The 20,770-nt window shown below is 64.5% G+C and carries 18 protein-coding genes; 12 read left to right on the top strand and 6 right to left on the bottom strand.

Going from position 1 to position 20,770, the window contains the following annotated elements; genetic code table 11:
• Window positions 1-31 precede the first annotated feature (31 nt).
• The 4 genes from BMY52_RS10610 to BMY52_RS10595 are packed head-to-tail and all read right to left on the bottom strand — an operon-like array spanning window position 32 to window position 3,225.
• A complete protein-coding gene (locus BMY52_RS10610; protein ID WP_090254371.1) occupies window positions 32-1,117 on the bottom strand; it encodes an AI-2E family transporter in 1,086 nt (361 codons plus the stop codon).
• Window positions 1,117-1,482: a Crp/Fnr family transcriptional regulator gene (locus BMY52_RS10605; RefSeq protein ID WP_090254215.1), complete on the bottom strand. Its 366-nt coding sequence runs from the start codon at window positions 1,480-1,482 to the stop codon at window positions 1,117-1,119. Before BMY52_RS10605 ends, BMY52_RS10610 begins: the two co-directional genes overlap by 1 nt.
• A 19-nt stretch (window positions 1,483-1,501) precedes the next feature.
• Window positions 1,502-2,239 (bottom strand): type 1 glutamine amidotransferase, encoded by a 738-nt coding sequence (locus BMY52_RS10600; protein ID WP_090254213.1) that lies wholly within the window; start codon window positions 2,237-2,239, stop codon window positions 1,502-1,504.
• Window positions 2,240-2,280: 41 nt separating this feature from the next.
• On the bottom strand, window positions 2,281-3,225 hold the full coding sequence (locus tag BMY52_RS10595) for a LysR family transcriptional regulator (RefSeq protein ID WP_090254211.1): 945 nt from the start codon (window positions 3,223-3,225) through the stop codon (window positions 2,281-2,283).
• A gap of 91 nt (window positions 3,226-3,316) precedes the next feature.
• On the opposite strand from BMY52_RS10595, the gene BMY52_RS10590 reads away from it, so the two are divergent.
• Entirely contained in the window at window positions 3,317-3,949 is a 633-nt protein-coding gene (locus BMY52_RS10590; RefSeq protein WP_090254209.1) for a TM2 domain-containing protein, read from the top strand.
• Window positions 3,950-3,973: 24 nt separating this feature from the next.
• On the opposite strand, the gene BMY52_RS10585 is transcribed toward BMY52_RS10590, so the two are convergent.
• A complete protein-coding gene (locus BMY52_RS10585) occupies window positions 3,974-4,279 on the bottom strand; it encodes a hypothetical protein (protein ID WP_090254207.1) in 306 nt (101 codons plus the stop codon).
• A 95-nt stretch (window positions 4,280-4,374) separates the two neighbouring features.
• Window positions 4,375-6,939, bottom strand: coding sequence for an ATP-dependent chaperone ClpB (gene clpB / locus BMY52_RS10580; RefSeq protein WP_177169936.1), 2,565 nt, complete (start codon window positions 6,937-6,939; stop codon window positions 4,375-4,377).
• A gap of 319 nt (window positions 6,940-7,258) precedes the next feature.
• On the opposite strand from clpB, the gene BMY52_RS10575 reads away from it, so the two are divergent.
• The 11 genes from BMY52_RS10575 to hemG all read left to right on the top strand — a co-directional run bounded on the left by BMY52_RS10575 (window position 7,259) and on the right by hemG (window position 20,530).
• Window positions 7,259-8,746 carry an isochorismate synthase gene (locus BMY52_RS10575; protein WP_245740787.1) on the top strand — a complete coding sequence of 496 codons (1,488 nt, stop codon included), beginning with the start codon at window positions 7,259-7,261 and terminating at the stop codon, window positions 8,744-8,746.
• A gap of 8 nt (window positions 8,747-8,754) precedes the next feature.
• A complete protein-coding gene (gene menD / locus BMY52_RS10570) occupies window positions 8,755-10,446 on the top strand; it encodes a 2-succinyl-5-enolpyruvyl-6-hydroxy-3-cyclohexene-1-carboxylic-acid synthase (RefSeq protein WP_090254201.1) in 1,692 nt (563 codons plus the stop codon).
• A 268-nt stretch (window positions 10,447-10,714) separates the two neighbouring features.
• Window positions 10,715-11,503 (top strand): 2-succinyl-6-hydroxy-2,4-cyclohexadiene-1-carboxylate synthase, encoded by a 789-nt coding sequence (gene menH, locus BMY52_RS10565; protein WP_090254200.1) that lies wholly within the window; start codon window positions 10,715-10,717, stop codon window positions 11,501-11,503.
• Window positions 11,500-12,351, top strand: a complete 852-nt coding sequence (gene menB, locus BMY52_RS10560) for a 1,4-dihydroxy-2-naphthoyl-CoA synthase (protein ID WP_090254197.1) — start codon at window positions 11,500-11,502, stop codon at window positions 12,349-12,351. Before menH ends, menB begins: the two co-directional genes overlap by 4 nt.
• 659 nt (window positions 12,352-13,010) lie before the next feature.
• Window positions 13,011-14,024: an o-succinylbenzoate synthase gene (menC, locus tag BMY52_RS10555; RefSeq protein ID WP_090254196.1), complete on the top strand. Its 1,014-nt coding sequence runs from the start codon at window positions 13,011-13,013 to the stop codon at window positions 14,022-14,024.
• A complete protein-coding gene (gene menE, locus BMY52_RS10550; protein ID WP_090254194.1) occupies window positions 14,021-15,454 on the top strand; it encodes an o-succinylbenzoate--CoA ligase in 1,434 nt (477 codons plus the stop codon). Before menC ends, menE begins: the two co-directional genes overlap by 4 nt.
• A gap of 18 nt (window positions 15,455-15,472) precedes the next feature.
• On the top strand, window positions 15,473-15,907 hold the full coding sequence (locus BMY52_RS10545; protein WP_090254192.1) for a hotdog fold thioesterase: 435 nt from the start codon (window positions 15,473-15,475) through the stop codon (window positions 15,905-15,907).
• Window positions 15,908-16,322: 415 nt separating this feature from the next.
• Window positions 16,323-17,813 carry a DUF2867 domain-containing protein gene (locus BMY52_RS10535; RefSeq protein ID WP_090254188.1) on the top strand — a complete coding sequence of 497 codons (1,491 nt, stop codon included), beginning with the start codon at window positions 16,323-16,325 and terminating at the stop codon, window positions 17,811-17,813.
• A gap of 89 nt (window positions 17,814-17,902) precedes the next feature.
• Entirely contained in the window at window positions 17,903-18,376 is a 474-nt protein-coding gene (locus BMY52_RS10530; protein WP_090254186.1) for an SRPBCC family protein, read from the top strand.
• 37 nt (window positions 18,377-18,413) lie between these two features.
• Window positions 18,414-19,124, top strand: a complete 711-nt coding sequence (gene ubiE, locus BMY52_RS10525) for a bifunctional demethylmenaquinone methyltransferase/2-methoxy-6-polyprenyl-1,4-benzoquinol methylase UbiE (RefSeq protein WP_090254184.1) — start codon at window positions 18,414-18,416, stop codon at window positions 19,122-19,124.
• Window positions 19,125-19,189: 65 nt separating this feature from the next.
• Window positions 19,190-20,530 (top strand): protoporphyrinogen oxidase, encoded by a 1,341-nt coding sequence (gene hemG / locus BMY52_RS10520; RefSeq protein WP_090254182.1) that lies wholly within the window; start codon window positions 19,190-19,192, stop codon window positions 20,528-20,530.
• The last annotated feature ends 240 nt before the right edge of the window (window positions 20,531-20,770 follow it).

The following is a 20,770-nucleotide window of genomic DNA, read 5'->3' as shown; positions in this document are numbered from 1 at the left end:
CCGCTCCCACGGCTCCCCACAGCTGCCCCGATCAAGCGGCTTCATCCTGGGCTTCTTCTTCCGGGACATTCTCGTAGCGGGGCCAGGAACGGATCACGGCCTGAATCAGGGTGGCCAGCGGAATGGCAAAGAATGCCCCCCACAACCCCCAGATGCCCCCAAAGATCATCACCGCCGCGATGATCGCCACCGGATGCAGGTTCACCACCTCGGAGAACAACAGCGGCACCAGCACATTGCCATCCAGGAACTGGATCACACCATAAGCGATCAGCACATAGGTGAACTCACTGGTCAGCCCCCACTGGAAATAGGCCACCAGTGCCACCGGGATGGTCACCACCGCAGCCCCCACATAGGGAATGATCACCGACACCCCTACGGTGAAGGACAACAGCAGGGCATAGTTCAGATCAAAGAAGATGAAAGTGAGATAACTGGCCGCCCAGACAATGAGGATCTCGATGAACTTGCCACGTACATAGCTGGCAATCTTCAGGTTCACCTCCTGCCACACCTCGGCGGCCAGGGCGCGATCCCGGGGCAGGAAGCCGGTAATCCATCTCAGGATCGCGTCCCTGTCCTTGAGCAAAAAGAAGACCATCAGGGGCACGATCACCAGGTAGACCATGATCGTGGCCATATGCACCGCCGAGGCCAGTGTCAGATTGACCATACGCTGCCCCAATGCGACCGACTCGGCGCGGATGGAGCCCATGATCTCGCGCACCTGCTCCTCAGAGATGAACTGCGGATAACGCTCCGGTAATTGCAACAGGATGTTCTGCCCCTGAGCCACCATGTTGGGCAATTCACGCACCAGCTGAGTGATCTGCTGCGTGAGCACCGGCACCACCACGAGCAGTGTGGCCACCAGCATGGTCAGGAACAACAGGAACACGATGGCCACCGCCGGCATGCGAGGAATGCGCCAGTCCTGCAGTTGACGCACGGCCCCCTCCAGCAGATAGGCAAAGATCACACTGGCCAACAGGGGTGCCAGCAGCTTGCCGGCGAAGATGACGATGGCAAATCCCAGGGTGAGCAGGAACGCCAGGATCACCACTTGGGGATCGGAGAAATGCCGGTCGTACCAGCGCTTGAGGACCGGGATCATCATCTCTCGCCCTCGCCTTCGCACAACTCACGGTAATGGCGCGCGAAGACCGCTTCCAGGTCATCAATGACCTCCCGGGCCTCACGCCCCTGGAGCATGTGCTGACTCATGAGCATCGAGGTCTCATTGAGCAACCGTGCCTTGTCCAGCATGGGGTAGGTACTCGACAGACGCTTCATGGCCTTGATCACCGTCTCCTCTTCCGGCCGCGGTATGGCCTGGGGCTCGGGCACCGGTACATCCTTCCGGCCACCACGGGTGGCCAGAAACTCGGCAAAGGCCAGCAGCATCTCCCGTTCCACCTCCGGCAAATCCCGATACAGCCCCACCAGGCGTTGCTGGGAATCCTTTTGGAGAGGGTTCATTCCAGACACGTTCAAACAGTTACTCCATCTTCAGGCTGAATACAGGCATCTTGCGACGCTCCTGCATCAGTTGCAGTTCGGTGACCAGCGCCATCACCACCTGGTCAGTGATCTTTTGCATGCCACCCCACTCCCGCCGGGCCTCCACCAGCAGTTCCGTGATCACTGGAGGTGGATTATGTCCCTGCTCCATGATGATGTCTTCCAGCATGCCGGGTTTCACTTCCGGACGGAACAGCAGGCCATAGGTGAGCGGATCCGGCCTGACGGCCAACCATCGGCCCGCGTCATCCACAAGGAGGGGTTCCAGCCCATCGGGCAAGGTGACCGAGCCATGATACAGGGTCAGTACCCGCTGCCCGTCCAGTGCCTCGGCCAGCGCATCACCCGCCCCGGCCGCGGTCTTGCGGGCGGTGACAAAACCACTGGTATAGGCCGGCTCCATGGAGGCGGCCCCCCCGGCCGCCTGAGCCACCAGCAGGCCGCCCATCCCCAGGCCGACCACCGGTCGCCGAGCCTTCTGAAAGATACGGATCAATTGCAGTTCATCGGCAACCTGTGGGTTGTTCTCCTCATCCGCCGTGGGCCAGGCCCCGCCCAACAGCCACAGGCCGTCGAACTGGCCGGCAGATCCGGGCAGCCCCTGCCCCACAAAGGGCCGATAATAACTGAACCCGATGTCCCGTTTTTCCAGCTGGGTCTCGATCAGGCCGAGAAATTCCGAATAGGTGTGCTGAACAACCGCATAATTCTTCATCATCGGCTCCTGGCGCGGATCGCGGGCCGAGGCCCACCGGATCAGACGCTGACGCTGGATGGATGGCCTGTGGAGGCGCCGTCGCCGGACGGCTGCCTGTCACAGTAGTCGCGGGCAAAGCTGAGAAGTTCCTCCACGGCCCGCAAACGAAACTTCTGGCGCTGATGCACGAAAGCAAACTGCCGGGTCAGGCCGGGTTCCAGAGGGATGCCCTCCAGACGATTGAGGGCCAGTTCCTTGTCCAGGGTGGCGCGAGAGAGGATGGAGACCCCCATGCCCGCCTCCACGGCTCCCTTGATGGCCTCGGGACTGCCCAACTCCAGACTCACGGTCAGGGCATTGCGCCCCATCCCCAGCTCGATCAGATAATCGGCGATCACCTCCCGGGTGCCGGACCCCTCCTCCCGGCAGATGAAGGGATAAGGCAATACCTCTTCCATGGTTACCGATGCCTTTCCCGCCAGGGGATGCCCGGGGGGCACGATCACTACCAGTTGATCCATCTGACAGACTTCCACCTGCAGATTGCGGTTCGAGACCGGTCCTTCCACCACCCCCAGATCGATGATGTTGTTCTCCACCATGGAGACGATGCCCTCGGAGTTGGCCACCTTAAGGCGGATGTTCACCTCGGGATGCTTGCGCTTGAAATTACCCAGCAGGGCCGGAAGCATGTATTCGGCAATGGTGGTGCTGGCCCCCAGGGTGAGAGCACCGGAGACATCCCCGGTGATCTCGCGGATGGCATTCTCCATCTCCCCATAGGCCTCGAAGATGCGCTCGGCATAGCGAAAGGCTGCCCGCCCCGCCTCGGTGAGGCTCACCCGATTATGGGTGCGATCAAACAGCCGGGTGTTGAAATGTTCCTCCAACTGGCGCACCTGGAACGTCACCGCGGGCTGCGTCATGTGCAAGGCCTCGGCCGCCTTGGTGAACGAGAGCAGTCGGGCCACGGTGTAAAATACTTGAAGTCGTCGGTCAGCCATTTTGCAAATTCCCTGTCGAAGCCTTACCTTGCCATGGTACTAAGTAATCCACCTCGGGGCACTTCATGACCATCACGGGGGAGCCTCCCGCATGAGCAAGGCCTGGAAACAACTGGATCTGGAAGGCGCAGGGCTGCAGACGATGAACGCCCGGCTCACCCGGGATATGCGTCGCCGCCCCCTGGCCTACGGGCTGGCGTTGGCCTTCCCCTTGGGACTGCATCGATTTTACCTGCGCGAGCCCCGGGGGGGGGCCGCCTATCTGGCGCTCACCCTGCTCAGCTTCGGCCTGTGGATGGTGGGGGGGAGTCTCTGGGCCCTGGTACCACTGGGCGTGATGCTGGTCGGGGTGGTCTTCGACCTGTTCTGGATGGATGGTTACATCACCCGCTATAACAAGGCCCTGCGCATGCGCCATTTTCTCAGGCCCGGCCACGAGCCGCCCAGGGATTACCGGGGTCGCGTGCACAAGACGGGGATGCTGGAAGCCTATCAACAGCAGAAGGAACAGGAGCGGGCCGGCCATCAGCCGATGTCCACGGAAGACCCGCGGACCGAGGCCTCCCCGGGGCATGGGGATTTACACGGTATTCCCTCCTTCAATGAGCAGGAGGCCATGCTGCGGGAACTTGCCAGGAGCCGTCGCGGACGTCGAGGCTCATCCCAGGATCGGGACAATGCAACCGACGGCGACGAAGGAGCCAGAAAACCGGACCGGACATAAACCGTCATCCGGCCCCCTGCTGGCTTACGGGTCGCCGGGACGCCAGACGCCGAAGGCCTCCTGGGGCGGCTCCTGCTGAACCGGAGCAGCCTGTTGCTCCCGTTGCTGGCGCTCCACATCGTCATGCACATGACGCATGAACGCCGCCAGCTGCTCGAGAAACTCCTCTCGCTTGGCCGCGGGGATGGGCTGGCAACCCAGCAGGTAGCCACTGATGGCCGACATGTACTGCACGGTCACCAGGGGATCATGACAACGCTCATCGTGCTCCACCAGGATATCCTGGAGTTTCTGCACGAGTTCACCGGAAAGCTGCAGGGATTCAGACATGGTGCCAAGGATACTCGGTGTGAATTGTGCCGGGCAAGACGCAGCATTGATCGCCCGGGCCGCGGGCCGTTCGGAAACGGCCCGCAACGACGGTCTCAGGCAAACGTCAACTGCCCATCGGTGACAGCCACCCGGATCACATCCCCGGGGCCATAATCCCCCTTGAGGATGCGCTGCGCCAGGGCATTCTCCAGTTGCTGCTGGATGGCCCGCTTCAGCGGACGGGCCCCATATACCGGATCAAAGCCCGCCTCGCCCAGGCGATCCAGGGCGGCATCGCTCACTTCGAGGGAAAGATCCCGCTCCGTGAGCCGCTGGCGCAGATAGTCCAGCTGAATCAGTGTGATGGCGCGAATCTGCTCGCGCCCCAGGGGATGGAAGACCACCACTTCGTCCACCCGGTTGATGAACTCGGGACGGAAGTGGTTACCCAACTCATCCATCACCGCCGACTTCATCTGGTCATAGTGCTCCTCTCCAGCCATTTCCTGGATGAGTTGAGAGCCCAGGTTGGAGGTCATCACGATCACCGTGTTGCGAAAGTCCACGGTGCGCCCGTGGCCATCGGTCAGCCGCCCATCGTCCAGCACCTGCAACAGCACGTTGAAGACATCCGGGTGGGCCTTTTCCACCTCGTCCAGCAGGATGACGGAGAAGGGCTTGCGGCGCACCGCCTCGGTGAGATAGCCGCCTTCCTCATAGCCCACGTACCCGGGAGGAGCACCAATCAGACGGGCCACCGAGTGTTTCTCCATGAACTCCGACATATCGATACGGATCATGGCATCCTCGGTATCGAACAGGAAATTGGCCAGCGCCTTGGTCAGCTCCGTCTTGCCCACCCCGGTGGGGCCCAGGAACAGGAACGAACCATTGGGGCGGTTGGGGTCCGAAAGCCCCGCCCGGGCCCGACGAATGGCGTTGGATACCGCCTTGACCGCCTCATCCTGCCCCACCACCCGGTGGGTGATGTTTTCCTCCATGCGCAATAGCTTGGCCCGCTCGCTCTCCAGCATCTTGGACACGGGGATACCCGTCCAGCGCGACACCACCTCGGCAATCTCCTCGTCCGAGACCTTGTTGCGCAGCAGCCGCATCTCCGACATCTCCGCCTGGGCGGCCATGTCCAGGCTGCGCTCCAGGTCGGGGATCCGGCCGTACTGCAACTCCGACATGCGCCCCAGGTCTCCGGCACGACGGGCTGTTTCCAGCTCCACCCGGGCACGCTCCAGTTCCTCCTTGATGGCAGCGGTACCGGACAGGGCAGCCTTCTCGGACTTCCATACCTCTTCCTGATCGGAATACTCCCGCTCCAGCTTATCGATTTCCTCCTGCAGGGCGTCCAGGCGCTTGCGGGAAGCCTCGTCGGACTCCTTCTTGAGGGCCTCACGCTCGATCTTGAGCTGGATCAGACGCCGTTCCAGGCGATCCAGACTCTCGGGCTTGGAGTCGATTTCCATGCGGATACGGCTGGCCGCCTCGTCCACCAGATCGATGGCCTTGTCCGGCAACTGCCGGTCGGTGATATAGCGATGGGACAGGGTGGCGGCAGCGACAATGGCCGGGTCGGTGATCTCCACCCCGTGATGCACCTCATAACGCTCCTTGAGACCACGCAGAATGGCGATGGTGTCCTCCACGTTGGGCTCTTCCACCAGCACCTTCTGGAAGCGCCGCTCCAGGGCGGCATCCTTCTCCACATACTTGCGGTATTCATCCAGGGTGGTGGCGCCGATGCAGTGCAGTTCGCCCCGGGCCAGGGCCGGTTTGAGCATGTTGCCGGCGTCCATGGAGCCCTCGGCCTTGCCGGCGCCCACCATGGTGTGGAGTTCATCAATGAACAGGATCACCCGGCCCTCCTGCTTGGACAGGTCGCTGAGCACCGCCTTGAGGCGCTCCTCAAAATCCCCGCGGAACTTGGCACCGGCGATCAGGGAGCCCATATCCAGAGACAGGACGCGACGGTCCTTGAGCCCCTCGGGCACCTCGCCGTTGACAATGCGCTGGGCCAGGCCCTCGACGATGGCGGTCTTGCCCACCCCGGGCTCACCGATCAGCACCGGGTTGTTCTTGGTGCGCCGCTGCAGCACCTGAATGGTACGGCGGATTTCCTCATCGCGACCGATCACCGGATCCAGCTTGCCCTGCTCAGCCCGCTCGGTGAGATCAATGGTGTACTTCTCCAGGGCCTTGCGCTGATCCTCTGCATTGGCGTCCTCCACCCGCTGGCCGCCCCGCAACTGGTCCACCGCCTTGTTCACCGCATCCTGGCTGGCACCCGCCTTGTGCAACAGATCCTTGAGGGCCCCCTTGGCCTCCAGGGCGGCGAGCACGAACAACTCCGATGAGATGAACTGATCCTTGCGGGACTGCGCCAGTTTGTCGCACAGATTGAGTAGACGCCCCAGCTCGTTGGAGAGATGCACATCCCCCCCGGTCCCTTCCACCCGAGGCAGGCGCTCCAGGGCCTCGCCCAATTGTGACCTGAGCAGATTGACGTTCACGCCGGCCTGGGAGAGCAGTGGGCGCACGGAGCCGCCCTCCTGATCCAGCAGTGCGATCATCATGTGCACCGGTTCGATCATCTGGTGATCACGCCCCACCGCCAGGGACTGGGCATCGGCCAAAGCCGATTGAAACTTGCTGGTGAATTTATCCATGCGCATAGTGGCGAAACCCCTTCGAGATATGTCAGATTAAGAGTGTAGATGGGGCCTGTTGCCGGGTCTTTCAAGCGCAGCCGTGACCCAGCGTCCAGCCGCGGGTCTCATAACCGATCGCCACTTTTCGGGGCCAAAAAAGCGGCGATGGAACATATCGAACTGATTTGCGTCATAACCCTGGAGGCCGGTGTTTTCTACACTGGGTCCACCCCTCAAGCCATCCCGGATGGGCCGAGATCATGCTCGCGCGGCCGGCCACGGTAAGTGGAACCCAGGTCATGACCACTGCAGGCGCCACGTTTTCAGAGGATTATCCGTGTCATCAGCCAGCCAGCATACGGCATCGCCCGAGCAGTCCATGGGCCCGGACCGCCCGGGGCTGAGCCGGAGTGCCCCCCCTGACTGGGCGCGCGAGGCCTGGACACCCGAACTGCGGCCCGGGCTGCCCCTTCACGGCCCCTCCCCGCACGAACCCGCCGTGGACCGCTTGCTGGACGAGATCAAGAACTGGCGTTTCCGCGAGGGGGAACTGCTGCATGCCGCAGCCACCGTGCCCACCATCGACCCCTTTCACTGGCTGGAGAACAATCCTGGCGAATCCCGGTGCCTGTGGCAAAACAGGGAACGGACCCTCACCCTGGCCGGCATCGGCGCCGCGGCGGAACTGAGCGCCGACACCGCCGAGGACTACGACCGCCTGCTGGAACGCATCAACCACATCATCGGCGATCGAGACACCGCCTTCGTCGGAGGTTTTGCCTTCGACGGTCGCTCCGGCGAGGGGGAATGGCATGATTTCCCCGCTGCCCGCTTCGTGCTGCCGGCCATCGAACTGCGCCAGCGAGATGGCCATTTTCGGCTGGCGGTCAACCTGCGTGCCAGTACCCGGCGCGAATTCGTGCGCCGGAAGACCCGGTTGATCACCAGCCTGTGCCGCCTGCGTTTCACGCCACCGGCGTCGGCCGACGCGCCCTGGCCCATCCGCGTGACCCGGCGGATGGATGACATGAGCTTCGACGAATGCCAGGGGCATATCCACCATATCCTGGAACACATTCAGCAGGGGGGTATCCACAAGGCCGTGCTGGCCCGCCGGGTGAAACTGCAGCTCAACGACGCGCTCCCCGGGTTCGCGGCCTTGAAGCGCTGGCATCATACCAACAGCGGCAGTTTCTGCTTTGCCCTGGAACATGGTCACAAGCTCTTCATGGGGTGCTCGCCAGAGCGCCTGTTCAGTCGGGAGGATCGTCGTGTGTGCACCGAATCCCTGGCGGGTACCGTGCGCCGTGGTCGCAGCCGCCAGGAAGACGCGCAACTGGAGCACACCCTGCTGCAGGATCCCAAACTGATCCATGAGCATGAACTGGTCACCCGCTATGTACGCGAGCGCATTGCCCCCTGGGTGACCCACACCGATTGCCCCACCGAGGCCGGCGTGGTGAAACTGGATCGCATCCAGCACCGCTATCTGCCCATCCGCGCCACCCTGCGACCCGGCGTGATGGATGATCAACTGCTCAAGGCCCTGCACCCCACGCCCGCTGTCTGCGGATTCCCGCGCCAGGAGGCTCAGGAGCTGATTGCCCGTCGGGAAAGCATCCATCGGGGCTGGTACAGCGGCGTGGTGGGCATGATCTCGCCACGGCGGTCGGAGTTTGCCGTGGCCATCCGCTCGGCCCTGGTGGAACGCAACCGGGTGCTGTGCTATTCCGGCGTGGGCATTGTCGAAGGCTCCACTCCAGAGGCGGAGTGGAACGAACTGGAAGCCAAGATCGAGTCCTTCCTGGCCGTGCTGGGGTCCTGACAGCGGGGATGCGGGCGCCCTTCAGTCACATCAACCAGGCCTGGTCCACTCTGATCCTGGAGCGTCTGCATGATCAGGGTGTGCGGGATGTCTGCATTGCTCCAGGCAGCCGCAGCGCGCCACTGGCCCTGGCGGCAGCGCATCTGGCCGAGCGGCGCGACGACCTGGTGCTACACACCCATTTCGACGAGCGCGGCCTGGGCTTTCTCGCCCTGGGGCTGACCCGGGCCAGTGGTCGACCCACCGCCCTGATCACCACCTCGGGCACAGCGGTGCCCAACCTGCATCCCGCCCTGGTGGAGGCCTTCCAGACCCACCAGCCCCTGATTGCCCTCACCGCCGACCGGCCTCCGGAACTGATCCATTGTGGTGCAAATCAGGCCATCGAGCAGCCCGGCCTGTTTGCCCTGCATGTGCGTGCACAACTCAACCTGCCGCCGCCGGACACAGCCATCAGCGCTGGAGCCCTGGGCGCGGACATGGACCAATGCCTGCAGGCCCTGCACGGCGCCGATCGGGGACCAGTGCATATCAACGCCCCCTTTCGAGAACCCCTCTACGGCACGTCGCAGCTGGCGGACTTTGGCCCCTGGCTCTCGGATCTGCGCGCGCCCACGCGCATGCCCCCCATCCACGAGGCCGTGGCCCTGCCCCGCCTGCATGGCCCGGTGGCCCTGGTGGCGGGACAGCTGGACCCCGATGAGGCCGAGGCGGTGCTGGCACTGGCTCAGCGAGCCCATCTGCCCATTCTGGCTGACATCGGCAGCCAACTCAGGCTGATCGACCATCCCTGCGTCGTGCCCTACCCGGACCTGCTGTGCGCCAGCCCCAGCGGCCAGCACGCACTGGCCGGCCTCGGCCAGGTGATTCAGTTTGGTGGGCGCATCACCAGCAAACGGCTCAATCAGTGGCTGGCCGGGTTTGCGGGTGAGTACTGGCTGGTCAGCGCCCATTCGGGCTGCCTGGACCCGGAACGCCGCGCCATCCCCATTCAGGCGAACATCCCGGCCTTTTGCACACAACTGGACCCTCCCCCTCAATCGGACACGGGCCTGGTGGCCGCGGCCCGGGCGCTCGCACCGCATCTGGAGGCGGCCACCGAGGAGCCATTCTCGGAGCTGTCGGTGGCCCGCCGGCTCAGCCAGGAGATCCCCCAGGAGATGGCCCTGTTCCCGGGCAACAGCCTGAGCATCCGGCTGCTGGACGCAGTGGCCGAGCCAGGCCTTGGCCAACGCTGCGTGACCAGCCGGGGTGCCAGCGGCATCGACGGTCTGGTGGCCACGGCGGCGGGGTTTGCCCGGCGCCACCCCGGTGGCCTCACCCTGCTGCTGGGGGATCTGTCCCTGCTGCATGATCTCAACAGTCTGGCCTTGACCCAGGGCAGTTCATCCCCCCTGGTGATCGTCGTGCTCAACAACGATGGTGGAGCCATCTTCAATCTGCTGCCGGCCCAGAGCCAGGGCGAACATTTCCAGCCCCTGTTCCAGTTGCCCCATGGCCTGGGTTTTGAGCATGCCGCAACCCAGTTTCGCCTGCGCTATGCAGCCCCGAAGGATATCGAGGCCTTCGCCGAGGCCTACCAGGCGGCCTGCCAGCGCCCCGGGACCACGCTCATCGAACTCACCTTCCCCCCGGATCGGGGCAGCCAGGCCCTGACCGGACTGATCCAGTCCATCCGTGATGATGCAGCCCGGCGTTGACTCTGATGCATCACGGTGTTGAGCCACCCCCGATGATGAAAGATGCGCTTCAAGCCCCTCTCCCCTGCGGGGAGAGGGGGTGGGCGCGGGAGGGGCCGGCCCAACACCGGCAACGCCCCTCTCCCCTGCGGGGAGAGGGGTTGGGGTGAGGGGCGAGAGCCGGCACAGTGCCTGCCTCACCCCCTCATCCCCGGCCCTTCTCCCCCGGGGGGGGGAGAAGGGAGTGTTTGTGGCTGAACCTGGGTTCTTTCGCGGTTAGAGTGATCGAATGAGTGCATTCACCCTGGTGCTACTGCATGGCTTCATGGGCCGCGGAGATGACTGGAAGGCACTGATCAATCATCTGCCTGCCGGGGTTCACTGCATCACCCCCGACCTGCCCGGGCACGGCGAGGCCCCCCTGGCCCCGATGGAGGAGGCACCCCCGCCATTCCAGGCCTACTGTGAACAGGTCTGGACCGGGCTGGAGGCACACCTGCCAGATCGCTTTGCCCTGGCCGGGTACTCCATGGGGGGACGCATTGCTGCCTGGCTGGCGGCGCAACACCCAAGGCAGATCACGGCCCTGGTCCTGGAAGGGGCCCACCCGGGGCTCGACAATGCTGCTGAGCGCCTGGCACGCCTGGATCACGACGAGCGCTGGGCGCGACGTCTTGAACAGGGCCCCTGGCCCGATGTCCTGGATGCGTGGTACCGCCAGCCGGTCTTCGCCTCCCTGGATGACGCCCAGCGCCGGGCCTTCATCGCCGCCCGAGCCTCGCAGGATCCAGGGCAACTGGCCCGGGCATTGCGTGCCGCCAGCCTGGGTCATCAGCCCTCGCTGATCCCGGGCGTGGCGGGGTTGGACATCCCGCGCACCTTCATCGCCGGGCGCCAGGATGAGAAATTCTCCGCCCTGGGCGAACACTGGTCCCAAGGCTGCCCCGGCCTTGAACTTGTCAAACTGGATGGTCTGGGGCATAACTGCCACGCTGAGGCCCCGGAAACCGTGGCCCGCATCATTCATCGCACCTGCTGCGGCCAGCAGACCGTTACCAAGAGCATTGACAGCCCATGAGTACAGCAAGCCCCTCCAGCATCATCCCCGCCGCCGACTGGCAGGATCACAGCGGCGCCTTCCAGGATGTCCTCTATCACAAGGCGGAGGGGATCGCGAAGATCACGATCAACCGCCCTCAGGTGCGCAATGCCTTTCGTCCGCTCACCGTCAAGGAGATGCAGCAGGCCCTGGCCGATGCCCGCTTCGACGAGAACGTGGGCGTGATCATCCTCACCGGTCAGGGGGATCTGGCGTTCTGTTCCGGTGGCGACCAGCGGGTGCGTGGCGACTCCGGCTACAAGGACGATCAGGGCGTGCATCACCTGAACGTGCTGGACCTGCAAAAGGACATCCGCTCCTGCCCCAAGCCGGTGATCGCCATGGTGGCCGGCTACGCCATTGGCGGCGGGCATGTACTGCATCTGATCTGTGACCTGAGCATTGCCGCCGAGAATGCCCGCTTCGGCCAGACCGGCCCCAAGGTGGGCTCCTTCGATGGCGGTTTTGGTGCCAGCTACATGGCCAGCGTGGTGGGCCAGAAGAAGGCCCGGGAGATCTGGTTCCTGTGCCGCCAGTACAACGCCCAGGAGGCCCTGGACATGGGCCTGGTGAACACCGTGGTGCCCCTGGAGCAACTGGAGCAGGAGACCGTGGCCTGGTGCCGCCAGATCCTGGAACACTCCCCCATCGCCCTGCGCATGCTCAAGTCCGCCTTCAATGCCGGCACCGACGGCCAGGCAGGCATCCAGGAACTGGCCGGCAACTCCACCATGCTCTTTTACATGACCGAAGAGGGGCAGGAAGGTCGCAACGCCTACCTGGAAAAGCGCAAGCCGGATTTTGGCAAGTTCAAACGCCAACCCTGAGCCTCATGGGAACTCCCCACTGCGGTCACTCCCTTCCGTAGATGCTGGCAGGCACAAGCCCTGAGCCAGCCCTTGTGGGAGCGGGCCTCGCCCGCGAATGGCGGTGGATACGGGCCCCAGGGCGCTGCTTCGCAGCGCATCGCTGGCAGGCCAGCTCCCACAGGGGGATAACTACCACAAGGGCATCACTTCGATGGGGCGCAAGTCGGCACAAGGGGCCAGATGAGTTCCAAGTCCGGTCAAAAATCATGGGCCAGCCCTTGTGGGAGCGGGCCTCGCCCGCGAATGGCGGTGGGTACAGGCCCCAGGGCGCTGCTTCGCAGCGCATCGCTGGCAGGCCAGCTCCCACAGGGGGATAACTACCACAAGGGCATCACTTCGATGGGGCGCAAGTCGGCACAAGGGGCCAGATGAGTTCCAAGTCCGGTCAAAAATCATGGGCTAACCCTTGTGGGAGCGGGCCTCGCTCGCGAATGGCGGTGGATACAGGCCCCAGGGCGCTGCTTCGCAGCGCATCGCTGGCAGGCCAGCTCCCACAGGGGTTCGGTAACGCCCACCGTTGGGGGCAACTCTTCACAAGGGGACGACTTCCAACTGGGGCATGACTCCTATAGGGGGCCGCTACCCCACCAGTGCTCACAGAGGGACAAAACCTACAAATGAACTCCAGTTCCGATCAGGCCCTGACCAGGCTCACCCTCTGGCGCTACCGCGTCCCCCTGCGAGAACCCCTGGCCCTGGGCCCGTGCACCCTGTCCCACAGGGAAGGGCTTCTCCTGGAGTGGCAGGGCGTGGATCAACCGGTCATCTGGTCCGAGATCAGTCCGCTGCCAGGCTTCAGCGATCATGACCTCACCACCTGCACTGAACACTTGAGGCAACTGCTGCAGGCCCCGGGGGCACTCAAGGATCGACTGGACCCGGGACAACCCGGGCTCCCCGCCGAGGTGCGCTTCGGGCTGGAAAGTGGCCATCTGCAATGGTCCACCCCCTTGCCCCCGGCCCGTCCCCTGCCCCGTTGCCAATTGCTGCGCCACGACGCTGAGCTGAACACGGCCCCCCAGGCACCCTGCATCAAACTCAAGGTGGGGCGATCCTCCCCAGCGGCAGATGCGCAGCGCATTCAAGGGTTGATCCGTCAGTTACGGGACGACCAGCCTCTGCGCCTGGATGCCAACCGTAGCTGGACCCTGGAAACCGCCCGGGATCTGAGCAAGCGGATCGATCACCGCCATGTAGCCTTCATCGAGGAGCCCCTGCTGCCCGGCAGCGACTACGCAGAATGGTTTGCCGCCACCGGCCTGCCCTTTGCCTGGGATGAGACCCTGCGGGAACTCCCCCCGCAGGCCATTGAGGCCCGGCTGGACACCCCCGGACTGGCAGCCCTGGTGATCAAACCCATGCTCACCGGCCTGACCCGCAGCCAGGCCTGGGTGGCCGCGGCCCGGAGCCGGGGGCTGGGCGTGGTACTCAGCGCCGCCTACGAGAGCAATCTCACCCTGGACCTGTACACCCGCCTGGCCCAGCACTGGGATCTGACCGGCCCCCAGGGCCTGGATACCTTTGCCCCCTTCACCCATGCCCTCATCGAACCCATCCGCAGTCAGCCCGAACATGCCCAGAGGCCGGTGCTGAGGCGTGAGGACCTGCACTGCCTGGGGCATTGGACATGAAACCTTCCGCCGATGACACCCTGCCCTGCCTGCTGGATGCGGCGGCCCGCCACTGGCCTGAGCACACCGCCCTGATCCTTCCCGGGCAGGCAGATCTGAATTTCGCCCAATGGTCCGAGCGGGTGACCGAGCGGGCGCTGTCACTGAAGGCCCAGGGTGTGGCATCCCAACAATGGGTCGTCATCAGGGCAGATCGCAGCGCGGACACCCTGGTGGATATCTTCGCCGTGCTGCGCGCGGGGGCGCGCCTGTTGCCGGTGAACCCTGCCCTGCCATCGGCGCTGGTGGATGCCCTGATGGCGGCGCATGCCCTGGACTGGCGGATGCCCGAACCCGGGGGGAGGGTCACCGCCGGCCCGGGCGGAGATACCGGCACCCGGCCCCGCCCTCACGCCCCGGCCGCCGCGCCCACCGCACTGCAATGGCGCTTCCCCGCCGATGACATCCGCACCGGCGTGCTCACCTCCGGATCCACCGGCCAGCCCAAGGTGGCCACGCACAGCTACAGCAATCACCTACTGAGCGCCGAAGGGGCCAATCGCGCCATCCCGTTGCGGCCGGGGGACCGCTACCTGCTCTCCCTGCCGCTTTTCCATGTGGGCGGGTTGGCCATCCTGTTCCGCTGTCTGCTGGGGGGCGCATCCCTGGTGCTGGGCGGACGGGCCGAGGATGCGGATCACCTGGCGGCCACCGGTGTGACCCACCTCTCCATGGTGGAAACCCAACTGCAGCGCCTGCTGGCGCGGGGCCGGCCACCGCCCGGGCTCAAGGCGATTCTGCTGGGCGGGGGCCCCGTACGGCCCTCACTGCTCAAGGAAGCCCGGTCACAGGGACTGCCGTGCTGGATGAGCTACGGACTCACCGAAATGACCTCCCAGGTGCTCAGCCAGGCGCCCGATGGCCGGGTTCGGGTGCTGGATCATCGGCAGTGTCGGGTGGACGACAACGGCGAGATCCTGGTGCGGGGAGGCACCCTGTTCAAGGGCTATCTGCGTGACGGGACAATGGACCCGGCCACCGATGACGACGGGTGGTTCCACACCCGTGACCTGGGCGCCTGGGATGAGCATAGCCTCAGGATCACCGGACGCCTGGACAACCAGTTCATCAGCGGGGGCGAGAACATCCAGCCGGAGACGGTGGAGCAGGCCCTGCATCAGCACACAGATGTGGTTCGGGCCGTGGTGGTGCCCTGCGCCGATCACGAGTTCGGGCAACGCCCCGTGGCCTTCGTGGCAGTCCGCGCCCCCCTGGAAACCGAAGTCCTGCGCGCCTGGTTGCGTGAGCGCTTACCGCCGTTCATGGTGCCCGTCGCCTTTCAGGCGCTGCCCGCCCAGGCCGACCTGAAGGTGAAACGGCAGGAACTGGCCCAAAGGGCGGAGGCCAGGGAGCCCGAGGTGCTGTATCCTGAGGATCAAATCCCTGTTTAACCCCTGAGAGAGCAGTCCATGTGGAAGCGCCCCATCGACATTGATGCCCTCAACGACATCACCCGCGACACCCTGATGCAGTCCCTGGGCATTCGCATCACCCGGATCACCGAGGATGCCGTCTACGGCACCCTGCCCGTGGACGAACGCACACGCCAACCCTTTGGCCTGCTGCATGGGGGCGCCTCCGTGGCCTTGGCGGAAACCCTGGGGAGCGCCGGGGCACACCTGGCCTCGGAGCCGGGCTACATGGCCGTGGGCCTGGAGATCAATGCCAATCACCTGCGACCGGCCCGCGAGGGGGAGGTGACAGGGTGTGCCCGTCCGGTGCATGTGGGCAGTCGCACCCAGGTATGGGAGATCCGCATCCAGGATGAACAGGGCCGGGAGATCTGCATCGCAAGGCTCACCACCCTGTTAACGGAGGCGCCAGCCGGTCACAGGAGTGCATGACCAGGGCGCCGGACCTCCCGATCGGGATCGGGCTGCCGGCGAAAGGGGTCAGGATCATCTCGGGAGTCTTTCCTGGCATGGGCGTCGCGGGCGGGGCCCGCTCCCACGGGGGCAGCGCTGCCCCACGGGTGACACCCGATCACCCCGCCTCCTTGTGGGAGCGGCCCTTGGCCGCGAAGGAGGCGGGCAGGTGGCTTTAAAGGGCAGGAGTGGCATGGGCCTCGCGGGCGGGGCCCGCTCCCACGGGGGCAGCGCTGCCTCACGGGTGACACCCTATCACCCCGCCTCCTTGTGGGAGCGGCCCTTGGCCGCGAAGGGGGTGGGCAGGTGGCTTCAAAGGGCAGGAGTGGCATGGGCTGTTCGCAGCCGAGAGCCGCTCCCACGGGGATCAAGTGATCAGAGAGGGGAGATTTTCATGGCCATAGACACCCAACATACACCTGCCGGGGACACCGGGGACGAACGCCCCATCACGCTGGTCTTTGGTGCCAGCGGCTATATCGGCTCCAACCTGGTCCCTCGACTCCTGAGCTCGGGCAAGGCGCGGATTCGTGCCTGCTCCCGGCGCCTGAGCGTGCTCCAGGCGCGGGGCTGGGATGGCGCCGAACTGGTCGCCGCCGATGCCCTCAAACCCGAGACCCTCGGCCCGGCACTGGAGGGTGTGACCACGGCCTATTATCTGGTGCACTCCATGGGGGCCGGCAAGTCCTTTGGCCAACTGGACATTCAGGCGGCCCGGCACTTCGCCAAGGCGGCCGCCGAGGCGGGTGTGCAGCGCATCGTCTATCTGGGTGGACTCGCCCCGGCCTCCGCCCGCAGCGAACATATCGTCTCCCGACGTCAAACCGGAGACGAACTGCGGCACGGCCCGGTCCCCGTCACCGAACTGCGAGCCGGCATCATCGTCGGCCCCGGATCCGCCGCCTTCGAGGTGATGCGTGATCTGGTGCTGCACCTGCCGGTCATGGTCACGCCCAAATGGGTCTCACGCACCTCGCCGCCCATCGCCCTGGACAACCTGCTGGAGTATCTGCAGCGGGCTCCTGATGTGCCCGAAACCGCCGGCCGTATCCTCGACACCGGAGGGCCGGAGTACCTCACCTACGGTCGCATGATGCAGATCCTGGCCGAGGAGGCGGGGCACAAACCGCCGATGATCATCCCCGTACCCTTCTTGTCGCCCAAGCTCTCCTCCTACTGGCTCCGCCTGGTCACCTCGGTGCCCACCTCCATCGCACGGGCCCTGGTAGAGGGACTCAAGGAAAACTATGTGGCCGAGGACGATGAAACCCGACGCCTCATGCCCCAGGACCTGCTGGATTTTCGCAGTGCGGTGCGCACGGCCTTCGAGGCGGAGGCCGAAAACGCCCTGGCCGCCCGCTGGACCGAGGGCGCCTTCATGTTCCGGGACTATCGGGTGGACTACAGCTATTACGCCAAGACGGCCGGCGGCTCCGCCGTGGCCGCTGCCCCCGTGGACACGGTCTGGTCGGTGGTCACGGCCATTGGCGGCGAACACCGGTATTTTGCCTACAACCCGCTGTGGAAAATCCGCGAAGTGGCCGACTGGATGCTGGGGGGGCCCGGTCGTAATTATGGCCGCCGCCACCCCACGGAACTGCGCGTGGGCGACATGGTGGACTCCTGGCGCGTGGTGGGACTGGAACCGGGTCGGCGCCTTACCCTGGGATTCGGCATGCGTGTGCCAGGGGCCGGCGTGCTGGAAATCGACCTTGCGCCCGAGGGGAATGGCACCCGCATCAACGTGACCAACTACTGGCATCCCGCCGGCGTCTGGGGACTGCTCTACTGGTATGCCATGGCCCCGGCCCATCTTTTCGTCTTTACCGGCATGGCACAGGGCATTGCCCGGCAGGCAGAAACCGCCGTCCTTGCAAGTACTTGACCCATGGGGCCGTCTTTGACATAACCCTTGCGTCATCATGCATACTCGGGCGGTCATTTCACCATCAGCAGCCCACGGGAGGGACAGCCATGCCGGTCATCGATCACGACATGATCTTCCCGGCGGAACCAGATGAAGTCTTTGCCCTGATCCGCCGGGTGGATGAGTTTCCGCGTTATGCCGATGCGGTCGAATCGGTCACGCCGCTCAATGACACCACCTATCGCTGGAAGGTCCGGGCCAACGGCATGGTATTCAGTTGGGACGTGGCCATCATCGAAGAAGAGCCCCCCCATCGATTGACCTGGAAATCGCTCAGCGGCATCCGTAACACCGGTCGCTACCGCCTCAGCTCCGTCCCTGGCGGCACTCGAGTGAAACTCTCGATCGAGTATCATCTGCACAATCGCCTGCTGGACAAGACCGTGGGACGGGCCGCCCGCCCCCTGGTACATCACATCAGCGGTCAGGCCTTCGAGCGCGTGCGCCGGGCGCTGATCGAGGATCAAGCCCAAAACACATCGGCCCAGACAGGGAACACCGAGACGCCCCGCCAACACTGAGGCCTCTCTGGGCCAAGACCCCATGGGAACCCCCTGAATGGAAAAGCAGCAACGCATCATCCAGATGTTCAACGACATCTCGCCCACCTATGACCGACTCAACCGCATCCTGAGTTTCGGGGTGGACCGGCGCTGGCGCCGCAACGGCTGCCTGGCGGCCCTCAAGGCCCATGGCCGGTCCGTGAAGCATCTGGTGGATGTGGCCACGGGCACGGGGGATCTGATCCTGTTCTGGCGTGAAGCCGGCAAGGCCAGCGGCATCACCATCGAGCGCGCCACTGGCGTGGATCCGGCCATCGGCATGCTCACCCTGGCCCGACGCAAGGTGAAGAACGCCGAGTTTCAGGAGGCAGAGGCCGCCGCCCTGCCCATGGAAGACAGCAGCGCCGACATGGTGAGCATCAGCTATGGCATCCGCAACGTGGTCGACGTGGACGGGGCCCTGCGAGAGTTCCACCGGGTGCTGGAGCCAGGTGGCCACGTACTCATCCTGGAATTCATGAGCCACCCGGAAGCCACCGTCATGGACCGGATGAGCCGCTTCTACATGAACAACGTGCTGCCCAGAGTGGGCGCCATGATCTCCAAGGATAACCAGGCATACACCTACCTGCCGGAATCCATCCAGGCCTTTTTCAGCACCGAACAATTGGTGAACAAACTCACCGCTGCAGGCTTTGAGATGGTGCAGGTCAAGGACGACACCTTCGGCATCTCAACGCGCTTCATTGCCCGCAAACCGGGTTGATCAGCGTCGCCCTGTCTTTCTGAATCATCTCATCATCGATCCAATCATCCACGGGGAGTTCACTCATGCGAGTGGCAATCATCGGGGCCGGTATCAGCGGCCTGAGCACGGCCTTTTACTTCAACCGCTCCAGAAGCGATGCGGAACTGCACATCTTCGAGGCCAACGACCACCTGGGCGGCACGATGCACACGGTGAACAAGGATGGCTTTCTGTTCGAGGAAGGCGGTAATGGCTTCCTCAGCAACAAGCCAGACATGCTCAAGCTGGTGGAAGACTGTGAGGGCTCACATCTGCTCATGCGCAGCGAAGACGCCGCGCGCAAGCGCTTCATCTACACCGATGCCATGCACCCATTCCCCGACAGCCCCGGCAAGTTCTTCAAGTCCGGCCTGCTCACCTTCCCGCAGAAACTGCGCGTGGCCGGTGAAGTCTTCACACCCGCCAAACGGGATGACAGCGACGAAACCCTGCAATCCTTCGGCTACCGCCGTCTGGGCAAGGCCTTCACCGACGTTTTCCTGGATGCCATGACCGCCGGTATTTACGGCACCACGGCCGACCGTGTCTCCGTACGGGCAGCCTTCCCTCTGGTGGCCGCGCTGGAAAAGGAGCACGGGGGCCTGTTCAAGGGCATGATCAAGCGGCGCAAGCAAAGCGCTGGCCCGGGCGGCGTACTGATGAGCTTCAAGGGCGGCATGAACACCATCGTCGACCATCTCAAGGCCAAGATCAAAGCCCAGTGGCATACAGGACACCCCGTGGACAGGGTCACCGCCACGGAGAACGGCTATCAGCTCGCGGTGGGTGGCCAAACGCACGATTTCGACCAGATCATCATGGCGGTCCCCGCCTATGCGGCAGCCCCGATGCTTTCCGACCTGGATCCTGAATTGTCCCGTCAGTTGGACGCTCTGGATTACTCTCCCATCGCCGTCGTCGGCTTCGGCTGGAAGGAACTGGATCACCCGTTGGATGGCTTCGGATTGCTCACCACTGCCAAGGCGCCGCTGCCTTTCCTGGGCGTGCTGTGGGATAGCAGCATCTTCCCCGATCGGGCACCCGACGGCATGAAGAGCCTCCGGATCATGCTCGGTGGTCAGCGCGCCCCCCATAAGGTGGACCAGGACCCCGAAACCCTGATCCAGGAATCCCGGGAGGGGCTGGTCAAGGCCCTGGGCATCGACAAGGCCCCGGACGCCACCATCGTCAAGCGTTGGCCCAAGGGGCTGCCCGGCTACCCGGTGGGTCATATCGAGGCCGTGGATCGCATCATGGCGCAGGCCAGCCAGCATCGCGGCCTGCACCTCACAGGCAACGCCTTCCGAGGCATCGCCATGAACGACTGCGTACGTAACGGCCGCCTCACCGCAGAACAGGCGGCCCTGGTAGGTCGGGCGACCTGAGTCGAGCTTTGGGGCTCCGGCGGGGGTCGTTCGCGAACGACCCCTACGGTATCTCGTGGATGCGGTGGGGGTGGGATTGGCAGGGGCGCTTCTCGAAGCGCCCGTACGGGGGGTCGAGGCGGGCTTGAGCCCCCGTGGGGCCGTTCGCGGGTGTTCCTGATGGAGGGGGAGTGAGATTCATGCCCCGTCCCTGTACGGGTCGTTCGCGAACGACCCGGCGGTGTTCGGGGTAAGGCCCGA

Source organism: Ectothiorhodospira marina, from assembly GCF_900109495.1.
In the GTDB taxonomy this organism is placed as follows: Bacteria; Pseudomonadota; Gammaproteobacteria; order Ectothiorhodospirales; family Ectothiorhodospiraceae; genus Ectothiorhodospira; species Ectothiorhodospira marina.
The sequence above is the reverse complement of the archived record's forward strand: the minus strand, read 5'-3'. Positions and strand labels throughout refer to the sequence as shown.

What these genes read in the sequence shown, in the direction of transcription:
- BMY52_RS10610 (WP_090254371.1), bottom strand. Translation starts at nt 1,117, where the DNA reads ATGATCCCGGTCCTCAAGCGCTGGTACGACCGGCATTTCTCCGATCCC.
- hemG (WP_090254182.1), top strand. Translation starts at nt 19,190, where the DNA reads ATGCGAGTGGCAATCATCGGGGCCGGTATCAGCGGCCTGAGCACGGCC.
- BMY52_RS10600 (WP_090254213.1), bottom strand. Translation starts at nt 2,239, where the DNA reads ATGAAGAATTATGCGGTTGTTCAGCACACCTATTCGGAATTTCTCGGC.
- BMY52_RS10535 (WP_090254188.1), top strand. Translation starts at nt 16,323, where the DNA reads ATGGCCATAGACACCCAACATACACCTGCCGGGGACACCGGGGACGAA.
- BMY52_RS10590 (WP_090254209.1), top strand. Translation starts at nt 3,317, where the DNA reads ATGAGCAAGGCCTGGAAACAACTGGATCTGGAAGGCGCAGGGCTGCAG.
- BMY52_RS10545 (WP_090254192.1), top strand. Translation starts at nt 15,473, where the DNA reads ATGTGGAAGCGCCCCATCGACATTGATGCCCTCAACGACATCACCCGC.
- menB (WP_090254197.1), top strand. Translation starts at nt 11,500, where the DNA reads ATGAGTACAGCAAGCCCCTCCAGCATCATCCCCGCCGCCGACTGGCAG.
- BMY52_RS10530 (WP_090254186.1), top strand. Translation starts at nt 17,903, where the DNA reads ATGCCGGTCATCGATCACGACATGATCTTCCCGGCGGAACCAGATGAA.
- ubiE (WP_090254184.1), top strand. Translation starts at nt 18,414, where the DNA reads ATGGAAAAGCAGCAACGCATCATCCAGATGTTCAACGACATCTCGCCC.
- menH (WP_090254200.1), top strand. Translation starts at nt 10,715, where the DNA reads ATGAGTGCATTCACCCTGGTGCTACTGCATGGCTTCATGGGCCGCGGA.
- menD (WP_090254201.1), top strand. Translation starts at nt 8,755, where the DNA reads ATGCGGGCGCCCTTCAGTCACATCAACCAGGCCTGGTCCACTCTGATC.
- BMY52_RS10605 (WP_090254215.1), bottom strand. Translation starts at nt 1,482, where the DNA reads ATGAACCCTCTCCAAAAGGATTCCCAGCAACGCCTGGTGGGGCTGTAT.
- menC (WP_090254196.1), top strand. Translation starts at nt 13,011, where the DNA reads ATGAACTCCAGTTCCGATCAGGCCCTGACCAGGCTCACCCTCTGGCGC.
- clpB (WP_177169936.1), bottom strand. Translation starts at nt 6,939, where the DNA reads ATGGATAAATTCACCAGCAAGTTTCAATCGGCTTTGGCCGATGCCCAG.
- BMY52_RS10585 (WP_090254207.1), bottom strand. Translation starts at nt 4,279, where the DNA reads ATGTCTGAATCCCTGCAGCTTTCCGGTGAACTCGTGCAGAAACTCCAG.
- BMY52_RS10595 (WP_090254211.1), bottom strand. Translation starts at nt 3,225, where the DNA reads ATGGCTGACCGACGACTTCAAGTATTTTACACCGTGGCCCGACTGCTC.
- menE (WP_090254194.1), top strand. Translation starts at nt 14,021, where the DNA reads ATGAAACCTTCCGCCGATGACACCCTGCCCTGCCTGCTGGATGCGGCG.